Source organism: Kitasatospora sp. NPDC092948, from assembly GCF_044754805.1.
Taxonomy (GTDB): domain Bacteria; phylum Actinomycetota; class Actinomycetes; order Streptomycetales; family Streptomycetaceae; genus Kitasatospora.
This window is the reverse complement of record NZ_JBIVPU010000004.1, coordinates 315,756-330,598: the sequence shown is the minus strand read 5'-3', so window position 1 is coordinate 330,598 and position 14,843 is coordinate 315,756. Positions and strand designations below refer to the sequence as shown.

The window sequence follows — 14,843 nt, the reverse complement described above, 5'->3', positions numbered from 1 at the left end:
GTGCCTGCCCGCCGTTCCGGAGCGCTCCCGATGAGCAGTCAGCCGTCCCTCGAACTCGCCCGGCCCGTCCCGCTCGGGCGGCGCTCGGTGCTCATGCTCGCCCTCGTCTCCGCGGTCGGCGTCGCCGCGTTCGGGTGGCCGCTGCTCGCCGCCCGCGACTCCGACCTGGTCGGGCACTCCGCCGACGCGCCCTGGCTGTTCGCCCTGCTGCTGCCGCTGCTGCTCGCCGTCCTGGTCGCCCAGCTCTCCGAGGGCCGCACCGCCACCGGCGCGCCCGGCCTGGACGCCAAGGCCGTCGCCATGCTCGGCGTCCTCGCCGCCGCCGGCGCGGCCCTGCGCCCGCTCGGCGCCGGGACGGCCGGGCTGGAGCCGATGTTCTTCCTGATGGTGCTCTCCGGGCGGGCCCTCGGCCCGGGCTTCGGCTTCGTCCTCGGCGCGCTCTCCATGTTCGCCTCCGGCCTGCTCACCGGCGGCGTCGGCCCGTGGCTGCCGTTCCAGATGCTCGCCATGGGCTGGGTCTGCCTCGGCGCCGGCCTCCTCCCGGGCGCCGCCCGCCTGCGCGGCCGCGCCGAACTCCTGATGCTCGCCGCCTACGGCGTCGTCTCCGCCGTCGGCTACGGCACCGTGATGAACCTTCAGGGCTGGCCGTACATCGGCGGTCTGGCCACCTCGATCTCCTTCGTGCCGGGCGACCCGCTCCCCGCCAACCTCACCCGGTTCGCCCTCTACTGCCTCACCACCTCGCTCGGCTGGGATCTCCCCCGTGCCGCCCTGACAGCCGTCCTCTGCCTGACCGTCGGCGGCCCGCTGCTGCGCACCCTCCGCCGCGCGACGCGCCGCGCGGCGTTCCACTAGGCCCTCCCCTTCGGATCCTGTCGGATCAGCGCGCGTCGTCGGGCAGGATCCGACAAAGAGGGCCTAGTTGCGGCAGGTCACGTCCTCGGCGGGCAGCCGGCCCGTGCTCAGGTAGCGCATGACGGTCGCGTCCGAGCAGGTCGGGTCGGGTCCGGTCACGCCGTGGCCCTCGCCGCCGGCCACCATGACCATCCGGGAGCCGTGCAGGGCCCGGCGCATGCCCTGGGCCATGGCGAGCGGCGTCTGCGGGTCCCACTGGTTCTGCACGATCAGCGCGCCGACGTCGTTGTTCACCACGGTGGCCGGTTCGACGGCCGCCGACTTCCAGAACGCGCAGGGCTCGATGTTGGACCCCAGGTCTCCGGCCAGCGGGTACTTCGCCCGGTCCTGGACCGCGTCCCGGCGGTACTGCTCGGGGTCGCGCGGCCAACTGCGGGTGTCACCGCAGAAGATGGCCCACACCGCGGAGACCATGTTGTCCGACACCTCGGCCTCCGGCACGGCCGGTGCGGCCGGCCCGCCCTCGGCAGCGGCCTTCAGCCCGGCGATCCACGAGGCGGCGGCCTCGACGTGCACGAACGCGTTGTACCCGGACCGGATGGCGTCGCCGTCGAGCGACCCGTTCTCGGTCGGCACGGGCGTACGGTCGGCCTGCGCGACCAAGTCCCAGAACGTCCTGCGCACGTCCGCCGCGGTGGCGCCCAGCCCGTACGTCGCGTTGCGCGCGGCGGCCCACTCGGTCCACCGGGTGAAGGCGAGTTCGGCCGCCGGCGCCCAGCCGCGGAGCGAGTCCCGCCACGCGAGCGCCGGATCGAGCGAACTGTCCAGCACGATCCGGTCCGAACGCTGCGGGAACAGCTGCGTGTAGACGGCGCCCAGGTACGTGCCGTACGAGTACCCGAAGTAGGAGATCCGCCGCTCGCCCAGCGCCGCCCGTACGACGTCCATGTCCCGCGCCGTGTTGCGGGTGGTGAGGTACGGCAGCACGTCCCCCGCCTTCGCCCAGCACTTGTCGGCCACCGACCGGGCCCGGTCCACGTCCTTCGTGAACGTCGCCGCGGAGTAAGGGTGTTGGAAGCTCCGCTCGTCCGCCGCCAGGTCGCAGTCGATCGGCGCACTCTGCCCGACCCCGCGCGGGTCGAACCCGATCACGTCGAACTGCGCCCGCACCTGCGCCGGCAGCACCGGCTCCATCTCCACCGGCCACGTCAGCCCCGGGCTGCCCGGCCCGCCCGGGTTCGTCAGCAGCACGCCGTGCCGCTTCTTCGGGTCGGTCGCCCTGAGCCGCGAGATCGCCAGGTCGATCGTCCGCCCCGCCGGGTCGCGGTAGTCCAGCGGCACCTTCACCTTCGCGCACTCCAACCCCGCCGGGTCGCCCGAATCGCAACGCTCCCACCGCAGTTGCTGCTGCGCGTAGCGCTGGAGCGGATCCCCCGCCGCGAACGCCGTCACCGGGGTGAGCGCCGTCAGCACGACCGTCACCGCACCGACCGTCAGCAAGGAAGCCGTTCGCCCGTTCCGCAGAACCATGTCCGTCCTCTGTATCGGTGCCTCGAATTGCCTCCAGTCTCTGGTCCGCCACACCCGGGCCGCGTACGGCGCAGGGCCTGTCCCACGTCCAACTCGCGGTGTACCACGGCACGTTGACGTAGGCCTGAAGTCCCACGCCGGGCCGCCCGCCGATCCACCCACGGGACGACAGAGGGGCCGGTCCCCCCTCGCGACCGGCCCCGTCCGTCCCCCGCTGCGTTACGCCTTCGGCCCGGCCGACTGCACCACCTCGAACGACCACACGGTCGACCCGGTCGCCGCCGGCTTCGGCCGGTCGCCGCCGCCCTGGTGCGCCGACTTCATCGGACCCTCCATCCACGCCTTGAACGACTCCTCGTCGCGCCACCGCGTGTACACCAGGTACTGGTCCGTCCCCTCCACCGGCCGCAGCAGCTCGAACCACTCGAACCCGTCCGCGCCCTCCACGGCCCCGGCCCGGGACCCGAACCGCTGCTCCAACACCTCCCGCTGCTCAGCAGGAACAGTCAGCACATTGATCTTCACAACGCTCATGCGCTCATCCTCCCCCACCTCACACGCCCACCCGCGCAGGCCCGGCCCACGCGTGCGGAACACCGTCGATGATCTCCCGGGCCCCCTGCCGCACCAGCTCCGCGGCCACCCGGGCGCCGAGCACGGCCGGCTCCCCCCGGTGCCCGCCCCGCAGCGTCACATCGACGAACTCCGCACCCTCGCGGTCGAACACCATGCCGCGCAGCACGAGCTGCCCGTCCGGCTCCGTCGTGCAGTGGCCGGCGATCGGGCTGTTGCAGTGCCCCTGCAACCCGCGCAGCATGGCCCGCTCCGCCGTCACCTCCCGCTGCGTGCGCGGATGGTTGACCTTCGCCAACAGATCCGCGACAGCCCCGTCCTCCTCCCGGCACTCCAGCCCGAGCACACCCGCGCCGACCGCCGGCAGCATCTCGTCCAGCCCGAGGACGTACCCGGGCCGCGAGATCCCGAGGCGCGCGAGCCCGGCCACCGCCAGGATCATGCCGTCCGCCTGCACCTCGATCCGCTTCGTCCCGTCGAGCTTCTCCAACCGGCTCCCGACCGTCCCCCGCACCCGGACCACCTTCAGATCGGGCCGGGCCCGCAGAAGCTGCGCCTTCCGCCGCACCGCCGACGACAGCACGATCGCCCCCGGCGGCAGATCCGCGAGCGTCCGCCACCCCGACCCCTCCGGGAACAGCAGCACGTCCCGCACATCCGGCCGCTCCAGGTACGCTCCGAACACCAGCCCCGCCGGCAGCGGCACGTCCCCCGGCACGTCCTTCACGCAGTGCACCGCCAGATCGACCACCCCGCCCTGCACCATGGCGTCGATCTGCCGGGTGAACAGCCCCTTCCCCCCGAGCTGCGCCAGATCCCCCTGCCACAGATCGGCCTCCGTGGTGACCGCCACGACCTCCGTCCGCAACCCCGGCACGTGCGCACGCAGCGCCGCGATCACCATCTCCGTCTGCGCCAGCGCCAGCGGCGAACTGCGGGTACCGATACGCAGGGTCCTACCGGGAAACTCGGCCGTCATCACGGGTCGTCCTTTCATCACCGGGTCTCGTGGTGGGTAACGCTCCTGGGGCACCGGACGGGTTCATGAACCGAATGAGGCAACCCTTGAAGGACATCACGAGGTTGACGACGCGTCACCTCCGACCTTGCGCTTCGACCGAACACCCCGCAGATCGACGACGGCCGGGGGCCCACACCTCCGGACCCGGCCCGGTTCAGCGGCCCAGGGGCTCCCGGTCGGACGGGGAAGCCTCCGGGACGGCCGGGCGAGGTGGTCCGGACCGGTGCGGATCCGACCTTCGGTGCGAAGTGCCTCGGCGGCCAGCGGCAGGTGCCCGAGGCCGGCGACGGCCCGGCGGCCGCGGCCGCGCGGTCCTCGGCGTGCACGTCGTCCCCGGGTCGAGCGGTTCGGGCCGGTCGTCGCCCCGGGCGTCGCCCCGGTCGGCACGCACTCCGTCCGGTCGGACCGACGGGACGTCAGGAGTGGCGGCCGGACAGCGCCAGCGCCCAGGTGAGGCAGCCGAACGCGGCGGTGGCGGTGAGGGCGCGGACGACGTTCCAGCGGACCCAGGCGTCTTCGAAGGCGGCGCGGACGGCGGCGGGGTCGGTGAGCTTGTCGGGGGCGCCGGCGGCGGCCAGCCTGTCGTTGAGGGGGACGTTGACCGCGCCGGTGATGACGAGCATGGCGAGGTACAGGACGGCGGCGGCGCCGATCCACAGCAGAACGGTGCGGTTGCCGCCGCGCCACTGGAGGACGCCCGCGGCGACGATGAGCACCAGCGCACCGAGGAAGCTGAGCATGAACCAGCCGTTCAGGATGGCCACGTTGATGCGCTGCATGGTCTCGACGAAGGCGCGGTCGTCGACCTTGGCCAGGCCCGGCATCACCGAGCAGGCGTAGGAGTAGAACAGGCCCGCGCCGAGGCCCGCGGTGAGGGTCGCGCCGACCAGTGTCACCGTGCGAAGAACTGCCATGCCGTGGGCCCCCGTTCGTGTGGTCATGGGGACGAGTCAACCGGCCGCGGGTCTCAACATCCATGGCCCAGAAGCTCGTTGGCATGTGCGATCGTCCACCCCGCCGGACAGCGGGCGTCTACGCTGGCGGGCATGGACGCGCTCGCCGCACTGCTGACCGGTCCCCGGGCCCAAGGGGCGTTCCTGCTGCGGTCGGTGTTCGACCCGCCGTGGGCGATCCGGATCGAGGACCGGGCGCCGCTGACGGTGCTGACCACGGTCCGCGGCGACGGCTGGATCGTCCCGGACGGCGGGCCGCCGGTACCGCTGCGGGTCGGCGACCTGGCGATCGTCCGCGGGCCGGAGCCGTACACCGTCGCCGACCGGCCGCAGACCCCGCCGCAGGTGGTGGTCCACCCGGGGCAGGTGTCGACCACCGTCGACGGCGAGCGGATGTGCGAGGAACTCGACCAGGGCGTCCGGACCTGGGGCACCGCCAGGGACGCGGCGACGGTACTGCTCAGCGGCACCTACCAGCTGCACGGCGAGGTCAGCGGACGGCTGCTGCGCGCCCTGCCGCCGGTGCTGCGGCTGACCGCCGAGGAGTGGAACTCGCCGCTGCCGGCCCTGCTGGAGGCGGAGATCGGCCGCGACGAACCGGGCCAGGAGGCGGTGCTGGACCGGCTGCTCGACCTGCTGCTGATCTCCGCGCTGCGCAGCTGGTTCTCCCGGGACACCGAACGCGCCCCGGCCTGGTACCGGGCGCACGCCGACGCGGTGGTGGGCCGCGCACTGGGCCTGCTGCACACCGACCCGGCCCGCGCCTGGACGGTGCACGAGCTGGCCGCCGAGACGGGCGTCTCCCGGGCCGCGCTGGCCCGGCGCTTCACCGACCTGGTCGGCGAACCCCCGATGGCGTACCTCACCAACTGGCGGCTGGCCCAGGCCGCCGACCTGCTGGCCGAGCCGGACGCCACGCTCACGGCGGTCGCCCGCCGGGTCGGCTACGGCAGCGGCTTCGCGCTCAGCGCCGCGTTCAAACGGGTCCGCGGGGTCAGTCCGCAGCAGTTCCGCGAGCTGGCGGGCGCCGCGGCCGGCTGACGGACGCTCACCCCGGGACCGCCGGGGGCACCCCGGCTCCGGGCCTCCCTGTTGCCCCGTGGGATGGTCCTGCATAATCGCCCCGTTCGATTTCCGACCCGAGGAGGACCGGCCGATGTCGGCAGACCGCTGCCCCAGCTGCGGCACCGCAGGGCCGGCCGGCAGCTGCGCGTGCCCCGTCGGCTCACCGGCCGAGCAGACCGCGGTCCTCCCGCCGCTGGACGGCCGGCACCTGGTGCGCCCGTACGTCGCCGACACCCCCGTGGTCGAGCCCGGCGACCCGTTCGCCACCCGGGTCGCGCCGCCCCTGGTACAGCCGATCACCCCCGATCGACCGCCCACGGACCGGCTGCCGTTCGTGCCGCCGCAGCCGTCCGCTGCCGGGGCCGTCCCGCCGCCGGCGCCGGGCCGTCCGCCGCACGTTCCGCAGGCCGCCGTCCCGTTCGCGCCACCGCCGGACGCCGCGACGCAGCTGCTGCCGACCGTCCCGCCGCAGGGTGCACCGCAGGGCGCACCCGGGCGGTTCGTGCAGACCGACCAGGGCGTCACGTTCCCGCTGGGCCGGGTGGTCCCCCCGCCGCCGCAGCAGCAGCAGCATCCGCAGCAGCCGCAGCCACATCCGCAGCCCGAACCGCCGACCGCGTTGATCCCGCCGGTACCCGCCGGCCCCGAACCGGCCACCGCCCTGCTCCCCCCGATCGTGGATCGGGGCGCCGACCTGGGCATGTTCCGCTTCCACGACGACGACGAGCCGCACGGGCCGGTCAGCCGGACGGAGCGCCGCGAGCAGCAGCGGCGGAGCGCCGACCGCAAGCGGCTGGTGATCGCGGGTGGCGCGGTGGGCGTGACGGCGCTGGCGGTGAGCCTGGCGATGGTGCTGTCCTCCTCGCCGGACAGCACCGACCGTGCGCTGCCCGCGCCGACTGCACCGGCGGTGGCCTCGTCCGCCGAGAGCACCCCGAGCGCGCCGCCGAGCGCCGACCCGTCCCCGGACGCGTCCGAGAGCTCGGCCGACCCGTCTCCGACCCGCACCTCGGCCCGGCCGTCCCCGACCGTCACCACCCAACCGGCGGCCGCCCCGCCGGCCCCCGCCACCACCCCGCCCGCCCCGACGTCCGCGCCCCCGGCCGGCCCGTCGCCTTCGCCCAGCACGGGCCGGACGCTCCGGCTGAACGACACCGGGCCGGAGGTGGTGCAGCTCCAGCGGCTGCTGGCGGCGGCCACCTGCCGCCCGACCGGCTGGCTCGACGAGCGCAGCCTCTCCGGCCAGCCGCTGTTCGGTCTCCGCACGCAGAGCGCGCTGGCGAGTTTCCAGCGCCAGAACCGCAGCCAGCTGAAGGGCCCCGTCGACCTGGGCGTCTACGATCCGCAGACCCAGGCCCTGCTGCAGTCGGCGGCACAGAACCCCGACTGCTAGGCCCTCTCCTTCGGATCCTGCCGGGCGCGCGCCGCCGGATCATCCCGCCTGGAAGCACCGGCACCGGACCGGCCAGGCCCACTGACTTCGCGTCAGCCGGCGATCGCCTTGAACAGGCTGAACCCGGCCAGCGCGATCATCGCCAGCGCGGCGATCCGCACGATGACCTTCATCGGCACGTGCTTCAGCAGCTTCTGCCCGCCGACGATGGCGATGCCGCCGACCGCGCACAGCGCCAGCCAGGAGCCCAGGCCGACGGCCAGCGGGTCGGCGTACTTGGCGGCCAGGTTGGCGGTCATGATCTGGGTGAGGTCGCCGAACTCGGCGACCGCGACGATCACGAAGCTGGTGCCGGCCACCTTCCAGAACGAGTTGTTCGCGGGCTCCTTGCCGGCGCCCTCGTCGTCCTCTTCCTCCTTGTGCCAGAGCAGCATGGCCGCGCCGACCAGGAACAGGACGCCGGTGACGCCCTCCACCCAGCGCTGCGGCAGCAGGGACAGCAGACTGCCCGCGACCAGGGCGAGCGCGACCTGCAGGGCGAACGCGGCGGCGATGCCCGCGAACACGTAGGCGGCCCGGTACTTGGTGCCGAGCACCAGGCTGGCCAGCGCGGTCTTGTCCGGCAGTTCGGAGAGGAAGATGATGCCGAACGTGAGCGCGGCGATGGTCAGGCTGTTCATCGGATGCGGAGGTCTCTCGGTCTCGGGCCGCCGAGCCCCGGGCACCCGTGGAAGGGGACACCTCGGCCCGGCAGCACTGGTTCATGGTCACAGCACTGCGGCCGAAGGTCTCGCCGACACCCCGCGAGGTGCCCCGGGCGCCGGGCTCGTCCGCGCGGGACGGGCCAGTATGTCGACGGTCCGGTGGAGGGCTACTCCCCTTCAACAACCCGCACAGCCTACCGGACGCCGCCCGCCCTGCGGCCGCCCACCAGCCCCCGGCCGACCAGCTCCAGCACCGCGGTGACCGCCACCGCCTCCACCGCCAGCAGCGCGACCAGGACGAACAGCTGCACCGCCCCGGCCTGCACGGGCGTCGCACCGCCGAGCAGCATGCCGACGAACGCGCCGGGCAGGGTGACCAGGCCCACCGTGCGGGTCTGGTCGAGCGCGGGCACCAGCGACGTCGCGGCGGCCGTCCGGCAGATCTCCAGTCGGGCCTCGCGGTCCTCGAAGCCGAGGGCCAGCGCGGCCTCCACCTCGCCGTGCCGCAGCCGCAGTTCGTCCAGTGCCCGCCGCCCGGCCAGCGACGTCGCGGTGAGCGCCCCGCCGATCAGGATGCCCGCGACCGGGATCACGCTCAGGCCCTTCGGCGGCAGCAGCCCGGTGACGGCCAGCAGGAGCAGTACCGGCAGCACCCCGGCGGCGATCGGCACCGCCGCCCACGCCCACTCCCACCGGCCGCCCGGACCCGCCCGGCCCTCGCCCATCCGACGGCCCGCGGTGCGCACGGCGACGGCGAACATCAGCACCACGAACAGCGCGGACGCCCACAGCGAGCGCACCACCCAGGCGATCACCAGCGCGACGGCCGCCAACTGCACGGCCGCCCGCACTCCGGCGCGCAGCACCGCCCGCCCGTGCCCGAGCCCGCCCCGTCCGGCGACCAGCGCGGCCACCGCGAGCAGCACGACGCACGCCACGCCGAGCGGCCAGGTGACCGGCAGCAGCTGGGAACCCGCGCCTGCGGAAAGCGTTTTCACGTTGCGTACGTTCTCAGATCCAACTGCTGAACCACATCCGGTCGCGCCACTCGGACATCGGGATCACCTGCGCCGTGTACAGCGGGTGGAAGTACGCGAAGCAGCCGACGATCGCCAGCACGATCGCCCCGGCCCCGGCCGCGCCCCACCTGCGGCGGCTCGGCGGGCAGCCCCGGGGCCCGAGCATCGCGCCGAGCATCTGCGCCACGGCCAGACCCAGGAACGGCACCAGCAGCACCATGTAGAAGGAGAAGATCGTCCGCTGCTGGTACTGGAACCACGGCAGGTAGATCCCGGCGCCCCCGGCCAGGATCGCGCCGGAGCGCCAGTCCCGCCGGAAGAACCACCGGTACAGCGCGTACGCCAGCGCGAAGCACGCCGTCCACCACAGGAACGGGTTGCCCAGGGCCAGGATCTGGCTCGCGCAGCCATCGGCGGAGGTGCAGCCGTGCTGCCCGTCCGGCACCTGCTCCCAGTACATGGACACCGGGCGGCCCTGCACCAGCCAGCTCCACGGGTTCGACTGGTAGGTGTGCGGGGACGACAGGCCGGTATTGAAGTCGTACATCTGCGCGTGGTAGTGCCACAGGCTGCGCAGCGGCGCGGGCACCCAGCTCATCGGCGCCTGCGGCAGCGGAATGTCGACCAGCGGCGTTCGCGCCGGCGAGAGCCCGGCCCGGCCGTCCGCCCACGTCCGGTCGTAGCCGCCCGTGGTCGCCAGCCAGCCGCTCCACGACACCACGTACACCACCAGCGCACTGCCCACCATCGACAGCGCGGCCGGCCACAGGTCGCGCCGCAGCATCGACCGCCACGCCCGGTGCGCACCGGCGGCCCGCCGCCCGGCCTGGTCCCACAGCAGCGTCAGCACCGTGAACACCGCCAGGATCTGCAGGCCGTTCCACTTCACCGCGCACGCCGCGCCCAGCAGCACGCCGGCCGCCACCCGCCACGGCCGCCCCCCGAGCCGGACGTCGTCCCCGGCCCGGCCGCCCTCCACCCGTGCCGCCCGCAGCGGGCCCCGCGTGCGGTCGCGGTCGATCAGCAGACAGCCGAACGCGGCCAGCACGAAGAACCCGGAGATGCCGTCCAGCAGGCCGACCCGGCTCATCACGAACTGCAGCCCGTCCACGCCCATCAGCAGCGCCGCGACACACCCCAGCAGCGTCGACCGGAACAGCCGCCGCCCGATCCTGGCCAGCATCAGCACGCTCAGCGAGCCCAGCACCGCCACCACGATCCGCCAGCCGAACGGGTGCAGGCCCCAGAAGTGCTCCCCCACCGCGATCACCCACTTGCCCAGCGGCGGGTGCGCGACGAACGAGGGCGCCCGGCTGAGCGGGATCACCTGCGGCACCCCGAGGATCAGCTGATTCGCGTTGTCCGGCCAGACCCCCTCGTAGCCCTGCTGCAGCAGCGACCACGCGTCCTTCGGGTAGTACGTCTCGTCGAACACGAACGCGTTCGGGTACGGCAGGTCCCACAGCCGCAGCACCCCCGCGAACACCGCCACCCCGAGCGGCCCCCACCACCGGAACCGGTCCCCGGTCACGACTTCGGCAACCACCCGCCGCGACGACTCGACCGCCAGCGCCATATCCTCCCCGTCCGCCCGCAAGTTGACGACATGTCCGCAATGTCGCAAATCCTAACGGGCGAGATGGGTGCGAACCTGGGAGGAGCACCACCAGGGGCGCGGGGAACTGCGCGACAAGCGCACGTCACGTCCGCAAGGTCGCGAACAAGTGCAGGTCATTGCCCTGCGTCGCGATCTTTCCGACGTGGCGCGTCCCCCTTCGCGCAGTTCCCCGCACCCTGTCCGCACCTCTCCACCGCATAAGTTGACCCTCGACCAGGTCGAGGGCCCAGGGTCTACCCCGTGGAGAGCACATTGCACAGCATCGGCGAGGCGGCCCGCGCCAGCGGACTGAGCGTCAGCGCGTTGCGGTTCTACGACGGCGCGGGCGTCTTCGCCCCCGCCGTCGTCGACCCGCACACCGGCTACCGCTGGTACGCGGACGAGCAACTCCCGGACGCCCGCCTGCTGGCGAGGCTGCGCCGGGTCGGCATGCCGCTGGCGGGGATCGTCCGGATCCTCACCGGCAGCCCGGCCGAAGGGCGTGCCGAGCTGGAGGCGCATGTGCGCAGGCTGGAGGACGGCCTGTCCGATGCCCGCCGTGAGCTCTCCGTCGTCCGTGCCGTGCTCGATTCGAGGGAGTCCCCCGTGCCGCAGACCCGCCTGACCGTTCCCGCAGCCCGCCTCGCCGCCGCTCTGGACGCGGTCCGTTTCGCCGCCCCGTCCGACGCCGCCGTGCCGGCCGTCGCGGGGATCTTCCTGGACGCGGAGGACGGCGTGCTGCACCTGGTCGCCACCGACCGCTACCGGCTGGCGGTCGCCGACTGCCCGGCCGTGCTGGACGGCCCGGCCGCCTCCGCCCTGCTGCCGACGGCTCTCGCGGACGCCGCCCGTTCGCTCCTGGTGGACGCCGACGAGGCGGAACTCGTCCTGGACGGCGGCCGGTTCACCGTCCGCGCGGCGGGCCGCGAGCTCTCCGGCGAGCGCTCCGACCACGACTTCCCGGACTACCGCCGGCTGGTCCGCCTGGAGCCCACCCACCGGCTGGCCCTGACGGCCGATCAGCTGCGCAGCATGCTCGCCGCGGGCGGGCCCACCACCGTGACCCGCACCCAGGACGGCGTCGACTTCCCCGTCGGCGCCGTCACCGCCACCGCCGCCGACGCCCTGCCGGGCGCCTCGCCCGCCGAGCTGCTGGTCCACGTCAACCGGGACTTCCTGCTGGAAGCGGTCGGCGGCGCCGACCAGCTGGTCCTCGAACTGACCGGCCCGATCGCCCCGTTGGCGATCCGCTTCCCGTCCCGCGAGGACACCTTCTCGGTGCTGATGCCGACCCGCCGCTGACCCCGGGCGAGCCGGCGCCCGACCGGGGAAACCACTCCGGGCCGGGTGCCGGCTCGCGCTAGGGTGTGCGCCATGAACGCCGTCGACTGGCCCGCCGTCCGTGCCCGTCTGGACGCGTTCCTCCCGCACCGTGCCGGCCGGCTCGGCACCGCCCCGCCGCTGACGGAGCAGCAGGTCACGGAGGCGGAGGCCGAGTTCGGGGTGACGTTCCCCTCCGAGTACCGGGACTACCTGCTCCAGGTCAGTGCGGGCGGCTGGTTCGTCTTCGAGCTGCGCCGGACGGCGGAGGGCTGGCGCTGGGACGGCCACGGCACCGACTACACCCGGCTGCACCTGCCGTTCCCGGACCACGACACGGCGCTGGCCCTCTCCGACGAGCGGTACGAAGCACTTCAGAATCTGCCGGACTCCGCCGATCCGGAGGAACACGATCAGGCCCTGTGGGCTGCTCGGCTCGCCTGGGACGAGGCCGAGGCCGCCCGGACGGCGGGCCTGGTGACGCTGACCGACGACGGCTGCGGCTTCTCGACCGGGCTGGTCCTCGGCGGGCCGTACCGCGGCACCGTCTGGTTCGACGGCCGCGCCACCTGTGACCGGCTGAACCCGCTGCTGAACGACGCCGACCGGCCGGCCGGTTTCGCCGAGTGGTTCGTCGACTGGCTGGACCACGTGGCGCCGCTCGCCGGGCCCGACGACTACGCGGAGGCCGACTCCCGCCGGCAGCGGGGCCACGACACCCCGATCGCGGCCCGCTGGTTCGACGACTGGCGCGCGAACGCCCGGTGACGCGCGCCGCCCGCCCGGAGCGCGGCTTCTCCGGGCGGGCGGCAGCACGTGTCAGGCCACGGCCTCCAGCTCGCGCAGCTCGCGCTGCGGGACGTTCAGCACCCGGACGTTGTCCTGCGCGGGCGTCAGGAAGCCGCGCAGGCGGACCGCCAGGGCGACGATCAGCAGGGTGCAGACGGCCATCGAGGCCAGGTAGAGCGGCCAGGTGCCGGAGCCGACCAGCAGGACGCCGACGGCGGGGCCGACCGCGACGGCGATCTGCTTCACCAGCGCGTAGCCGGAGTTGTAGGTGCCGAGCAGCCGGGCCGGGGCGAGGTCGGCGACGATCGGGCCCATGGTGGGGGCGAGCAGGGACTCGCCGACGCCGAACAGGGCGTAGATCGCGACGATGGCGACGGTCGCGGCCATCTGGTCCTCGCGGATCAGGCCGGCCAGCAGGGCCATGCCCCAGGCCGCGAGCCAGACCACGCCGGCGGCGGCCATCGCGGTGGTGCGGCGGCGGCGCTCGGTGATCCGGACGACGAACATCTGCAGCACCACGATGGTCAGCGCGTTGGCGCCGATCGCCAGGCCCAGGGTGGAGGGCGCGGTGCCGACGGTCTCGGTGGCGAACGCGGCGACGCCGGACTCGAACTGGCCGTAGCAGGTGAAGAAGATCAGCCCGGCGAGCAGGCACAGCCGCAGCATCGCCTTGTCGGCGAACAGCGTCCGCAGCCCGCCGCGGCCCCCGGCCGTGCCGGCCGGGTCGACCGGCTCGACCTGCGCCGAAGGCATCTTCGCGGTGCCGGTGACGGCGGCCAGGCCGAGGAAGGTCACGGCCTCGATGGTGAACAGCCTGGTCAGGCTGGCCGGGTCCGACTTGTCGACGATCAGGCCGCCGACCAGGGCGCCGATGCCCATGCCGAGGTTGACCAGGGTGAACTGGAGCGCGAAGGCGCGGGAGCGCTGGGCCTTGCGGGTGCAGCGGACGATCATCGTGGCGAGCGCGGGCTGGCAGGTGGTGACGCCGGCGCCGAACACGAAGGACGAGATCAGCAGCGTGGGCGTGCTCGCGGCCTGGCCGAAGGCGAACGCGCCGACGGCGGCCAGCGCGGTGCCGGCCAGCAGCACGGGGCGCGGGCCGTACCGGTCGATGCCGCGGCCGGTGAACGGCAGCACGGCCAGCGCGGCGAGCGCGAACACGGTGAACACCGCGCCGGCCGCCGCGGAGCCGAGGCCGCGCACCTCGCTCACGTACACGAACATGTACGGCAGCGTGAAGCCGCTGCCGAACGCGCTGAGCGCGTTGCCGATCTGGACGCGACGCAGTCGGCCGCCCCACTCCTTCACTTGGCACCCCTCAAGGACTCCGAAAGCCGGGCCCTGCGCCCGTGGCTTTACCCCGTAAGATTTCAGACCTAAAGTCTATGCATGGAAACCTTAACGAGTCAAAGGCTTAAGACCTGCACCATGCGTGGAAGAATGACCGCATGAGCGCACGCAGAGCGGAGCCCGCTACCGCCACCGAACTCGGCATCGCCGAGCAGGTGGCCCTCTACCAGCGGGAATTCCCCACCGTGGACCCCCAGGTGGAGACCATCGTCTCCACCCTCTCCCGGCTCTCCCGCCGGATGAACGTGGCCTACAGCCGCCAGCTGGCCACCCTCGGCATCACCAACGCCGAGTGGGAGGTGCTCAAGGCCCTGGTGTTCGCCGGCAGCCCGTACCGGCTCGGCCCGGGCGAGCTGGCCAAGCGGCTGGGCCTGACCCCGGCCGCGATGACCCACCGGATCGACCGGATGGTCGCCGACGGCCTGGTCACCCGCGAGCGCGACGAGGCCAACCGGGTCCGGGTGATCATCGAGCTCACCCCGCTCGGCCGCGACAAGTGGATCGAGCTGATGCGGATGGCCGCGGTCTTCGAGGCCGAGATGCTGCAGGACATCGCCGGCGAGGCCCGCCCCGAGCTGGCCGCGACGCTGACCCGGATGCTGCGCCGGATCGAGGAGTCCCAACCGGACGCCCTCGGCCGCACCGAAGACCTCACCTGCTGACCTGCCGCCGCC

Annotated in this window: 14 protein-coding genes; 6 read left to right on the top strand and 8 right to left on the bottom strand. The window is 73.7% G+C overall.

Translation table 11 applies throughout. The features are described from left to right. Positions 1 to 30: 30 nt before the first annotated feature. Positions 31 to 855: an ECF transporter S component gene (locus ACIQF6_RS15165; protein WP_400894516.1), complete on the top strand. Its 825-nt coding sequence runs from the start codon at positions 31 to 33 to the stop codon at positions 853 to 855. A gap of 63 nt (positions 856 to 918) precedes the next feature. On the opposite strand, the gene ACIQF6_RS15160 is transcribed toward ACIQF6_RS15165, so the two are convergent. From ACIQF6_RS15160 to ACIQF6_RS15145, 4 genes are all read right to left on the bottom strand, one after another. Next, the gene (locus ACIQF6_RS15160; RefSeq protein ID WP_400894514.1) at positions 919 to 2,337 is read right to left on the bottom strand and encodes an alpha/beta hydrolase; all 1,419 of its coding nucleotides are present in this window, start codon (positions 2,335 to 2,337) and stop codon (positions 919 to 921) included. 267 nt (positions 2,338 to 2,604) lie between these two features. After that, positions 2,605 to 2,919, bottom strand: coding sequence for an antibiotic biosynthesis monooxygenase family protein (locus ACIQF6_RS15155; RefSeq protein WP_400894512.1), 315 nt, complete (start codon positions 2,917 to 2,919; stop codon positions 2,605 to 2,607). A 19-nt stretch (positions 2,920 to 2,938) separates the two neighbouring features. Continuing rightward, positions 2,939 to 3,937 carry a hydroxymethylbilane synthase gene (gene hemC / locus ACIQF6_RS15150; RefSeq protein ID WP_400895333.1) on the bottom strand — a complete coding sequence of 333 codons (999 nt, stop codon included), beginning with the start codon at positions 3,935 to 3,937 and terminating at the stop codon, positions 2,939 to 2,941. Between the two features lie 458 nt (positions 3,938 to 4,395). Continuing rightward, positions 4,396 to 4,893, bottom strand: coding sequence for a DUF1772 domain-containing protein (locus tag ACIQF6_RS15145; protein WP_400894510.1), 498 nt, complete (start codon positions 4,891 to 4,893; stop codon positions 4,396 to 4,398). Positions 4,894 to 5,025: 132 nt separating this feature from the next. Here ACIQF6_RS15145 and ACIQF6_RS15140 point away from each other — a divergent pair, with 132 nt between their 5' ends. Both ACIQF6_RS15140 and ACIQF6_RS15135 read left to right on the top strand, forming a co-directional pair. Next, positions 5,026 to 5,973, top strand: a complete 948-nt coding sequence (locus ACIQF6_RS15140) for an AraC family transcriptional regulator (protein ID WP_400894508.1) — start codon at positions 5,026 to 5,028, stop codon at positions 5,971 to 5,973. 115 nt (positions 5,974 to 6,088) lie between these two features. Next, positions 6,089 to 7,390 carry a hypothetical protein gene (locus tag ACIQF6_RS15135; RefSeq protein WP_400894506.1) on the top strand — a complete coding sequence of 434 codons (1,302 nt, stop codon included), beginning with the start codon at positions 6,089 to 6,091 and terminating at the stop codon, positions 7,388 to 7,390. A 92-nt stretch (positions 7,391 to 7,482) separates the two neighbouring features. On the opposite strand, the gene ACIQF6_RS15130 is transcribed toward ACIQF6_RS15135, so the two are convergent. The 3 genes from ACIQF6_RS15130 to ACIQF6_RS15120 form a co-directional block, all read right to left on the bottom strand. Beyond that, entirely contained in the window at positions 7,483 to 8,070 is a 588-nt protein-coding gene (locus ACIQF6_RS15130) for a TMEM165/GDT1 family protein (RefSeq protein WP_400894504.1), read from the bottom strand. A gap of 218 nt (positions 8,071 to 8,288) precedes the next feature. Then, entirely contained in the window at positions 8,289 to 9,092 is an 804-nt protein-coding gene (locus ACIQF6_RS15125; protein ID WP_400894502.1) for an ABC transporter permease, read from the bottom strand. Between the two features lie 13 nt (positions 9,093 to 9,105). Next, positions 9,106 to 10,689 carry a dolichyl-phosphate-mannose--protein mannosyltransferase gene (locus ACIQF6_RS15120; RefSeq protein ID WP_400894500.1) on the bottom strand — a complete coding sequence of 528 codons (1,584 nt, stop codon included), beginning with the start codon at positions 10,687 to 10,689 and terminating at the stop codon, positions 9,106 to 9,108. A 282-nt stretch (positions 10,690 to 10,971) separates the two neighbouring features. Between ACIQF6_RS15120 and ACIQF6_RS15115 the strand changes: the two genes are divergently transcribed. Together ACIQF6_RS15115 and ACIQF6_RS15110 are read left to right on the top strand one after the other, a co-directional pair. Continuing rightward, positions 10,972 to 12,012, top strand: coding sequence for a MerR family transcriptional regulator (locus ACIQF6_RS15115; RefSeq protein WP_400894498.1), 1,041 nt, complete (start codon positions 10,972 to 10,974; stop codon positions 12,010 to 12,012). Positions 12,013 to 12,084: 72 nt separating this feature from the next. Next, positions 12,085 to 12,798: an SMI1/KNR4 family protein gene (locus tag ACIQF6_RS15110; protein ID WP_400894496.1), complete on the top strand. Its 714-nt coding sequence runs from the start codon at positions 12,085 to 12,087 to the stop codon at positions 12,796 to 12,798. A 51-nt stretch (positions 12,799 to 12,849) separates the two neighbouring features. On the opposite strand, the gene ACIQF6_RS15105 is transcribed toward ACIQF6_RS15110, so the two are convergent. Beyond that, on the bottom strand, positions 12,850 to 14,127 hold the full coding sequence (locus ACIQF6_RS15105; protein WP_400894494.1) for an MFS transporter: 1,278 nt from the start codon (positions 14,125 to 14,127) through the stop codon (positions 12,850 to 12,852). Positions 14,128 to 14,267: 140 nt separating this feature from the next. Between ACIQF6_RS15105 and ACIQF6_RS15100 the strand changes: the two genes are divergently transcribed. Then, complete coding sequence (locus ACIQF6_RS15100) at positions 14,268 to 14,831, top strand: MarR family winged helix-turn-helix transcriptional regulator (RefSeq protein WP_400894492.1); 564 nt, start codon at positions 14,268 to 14,270, stop codon at positions 14,829 to 14,831. Positions 14,832 to 14,843 lie beyond the last annotated feature (12 nt).

What these genes read in the sequence shown, in the direction of transcription:
- ACIQF6_RS15100 (WP_400894492.1), top strand. Translation starts at nt 14,268, where the DNA reads ATGAGCGCACGCAGAGCGGAGCCCGCTACCGCCACCGAACTCGGCATC.
- ACIQF6_RS15110 (WP_400894496.1), top strand. Translation starts at nt 12,085, where the DNA reads ATGAACGCCGTCGACTGGCCCGCCGTCCGTGCCCGTCTGGACGCGTTC.
- ACIQF6_RS15140 (WP_400894508.1), top strand. Translation starts at nt 5,026, where the DNA reads ATGGACGCGCTCGCCGCACTGCTGACCGGTCCCCGGGCCCAAGGGGCG.
- ACIQF6_RS15120 (WP_400894500.1), bottom strand. Translation starts at nt 10,689, where the DNA reads ATGGCGCTGGCGGTCGAGTCGTCGCGGCGGGTGGTTGCCGAAGTCGTG.
- ACIQF6_RS15130 (WP_400894504.1), bottom strand. Translation starts at nt 8,070, where the DNA reads ATGAACAGCCTGACCATCGCCGCGCTCACGTTCGGCATCATCTTCCTC.
- ACIQF6_RS15135 (WP_400894506.1), top strand. Translation starts at nt 6,089, where the DNA reads ATGTCGGCAGACCGCTGCCCCAGCTGCGGCACCGCAGGGCCGGCCGGC.
- hemC (WP_400895333.1), bottom strand. Translation starts at nt 3,937, where the DNA reads ATGACGGCCGAGTTTCCCGGTAGGACCCTGCGTATCGGTACCCGCAGT.
- ACIQF6_RS15145 (WP_400894510.1), bottom strand. Translation starts at nt 4,893, where the DNA reads ATGGCAGTTCTTCGCACGGTGACACTGGTCGGCGCGACCCTCACCGCG.
- ACIQF6_RS15165 (WP_400894516.1), top strand. Translation starts at nt 31, where the DNA reads ATGAGCAGTCAGCCGTCCCTCGAACTCGCCCGGCCCGTCCCGCTCGGG.
- ACIQF6_RS15155 (WP_400894512.1), bottom strand. Translation starts at nt 2,919, where the DNA reads ATGAGCGTTGTGAAGATCAATGTGCTGACTGTTCCTGCTGAGCAGCGG.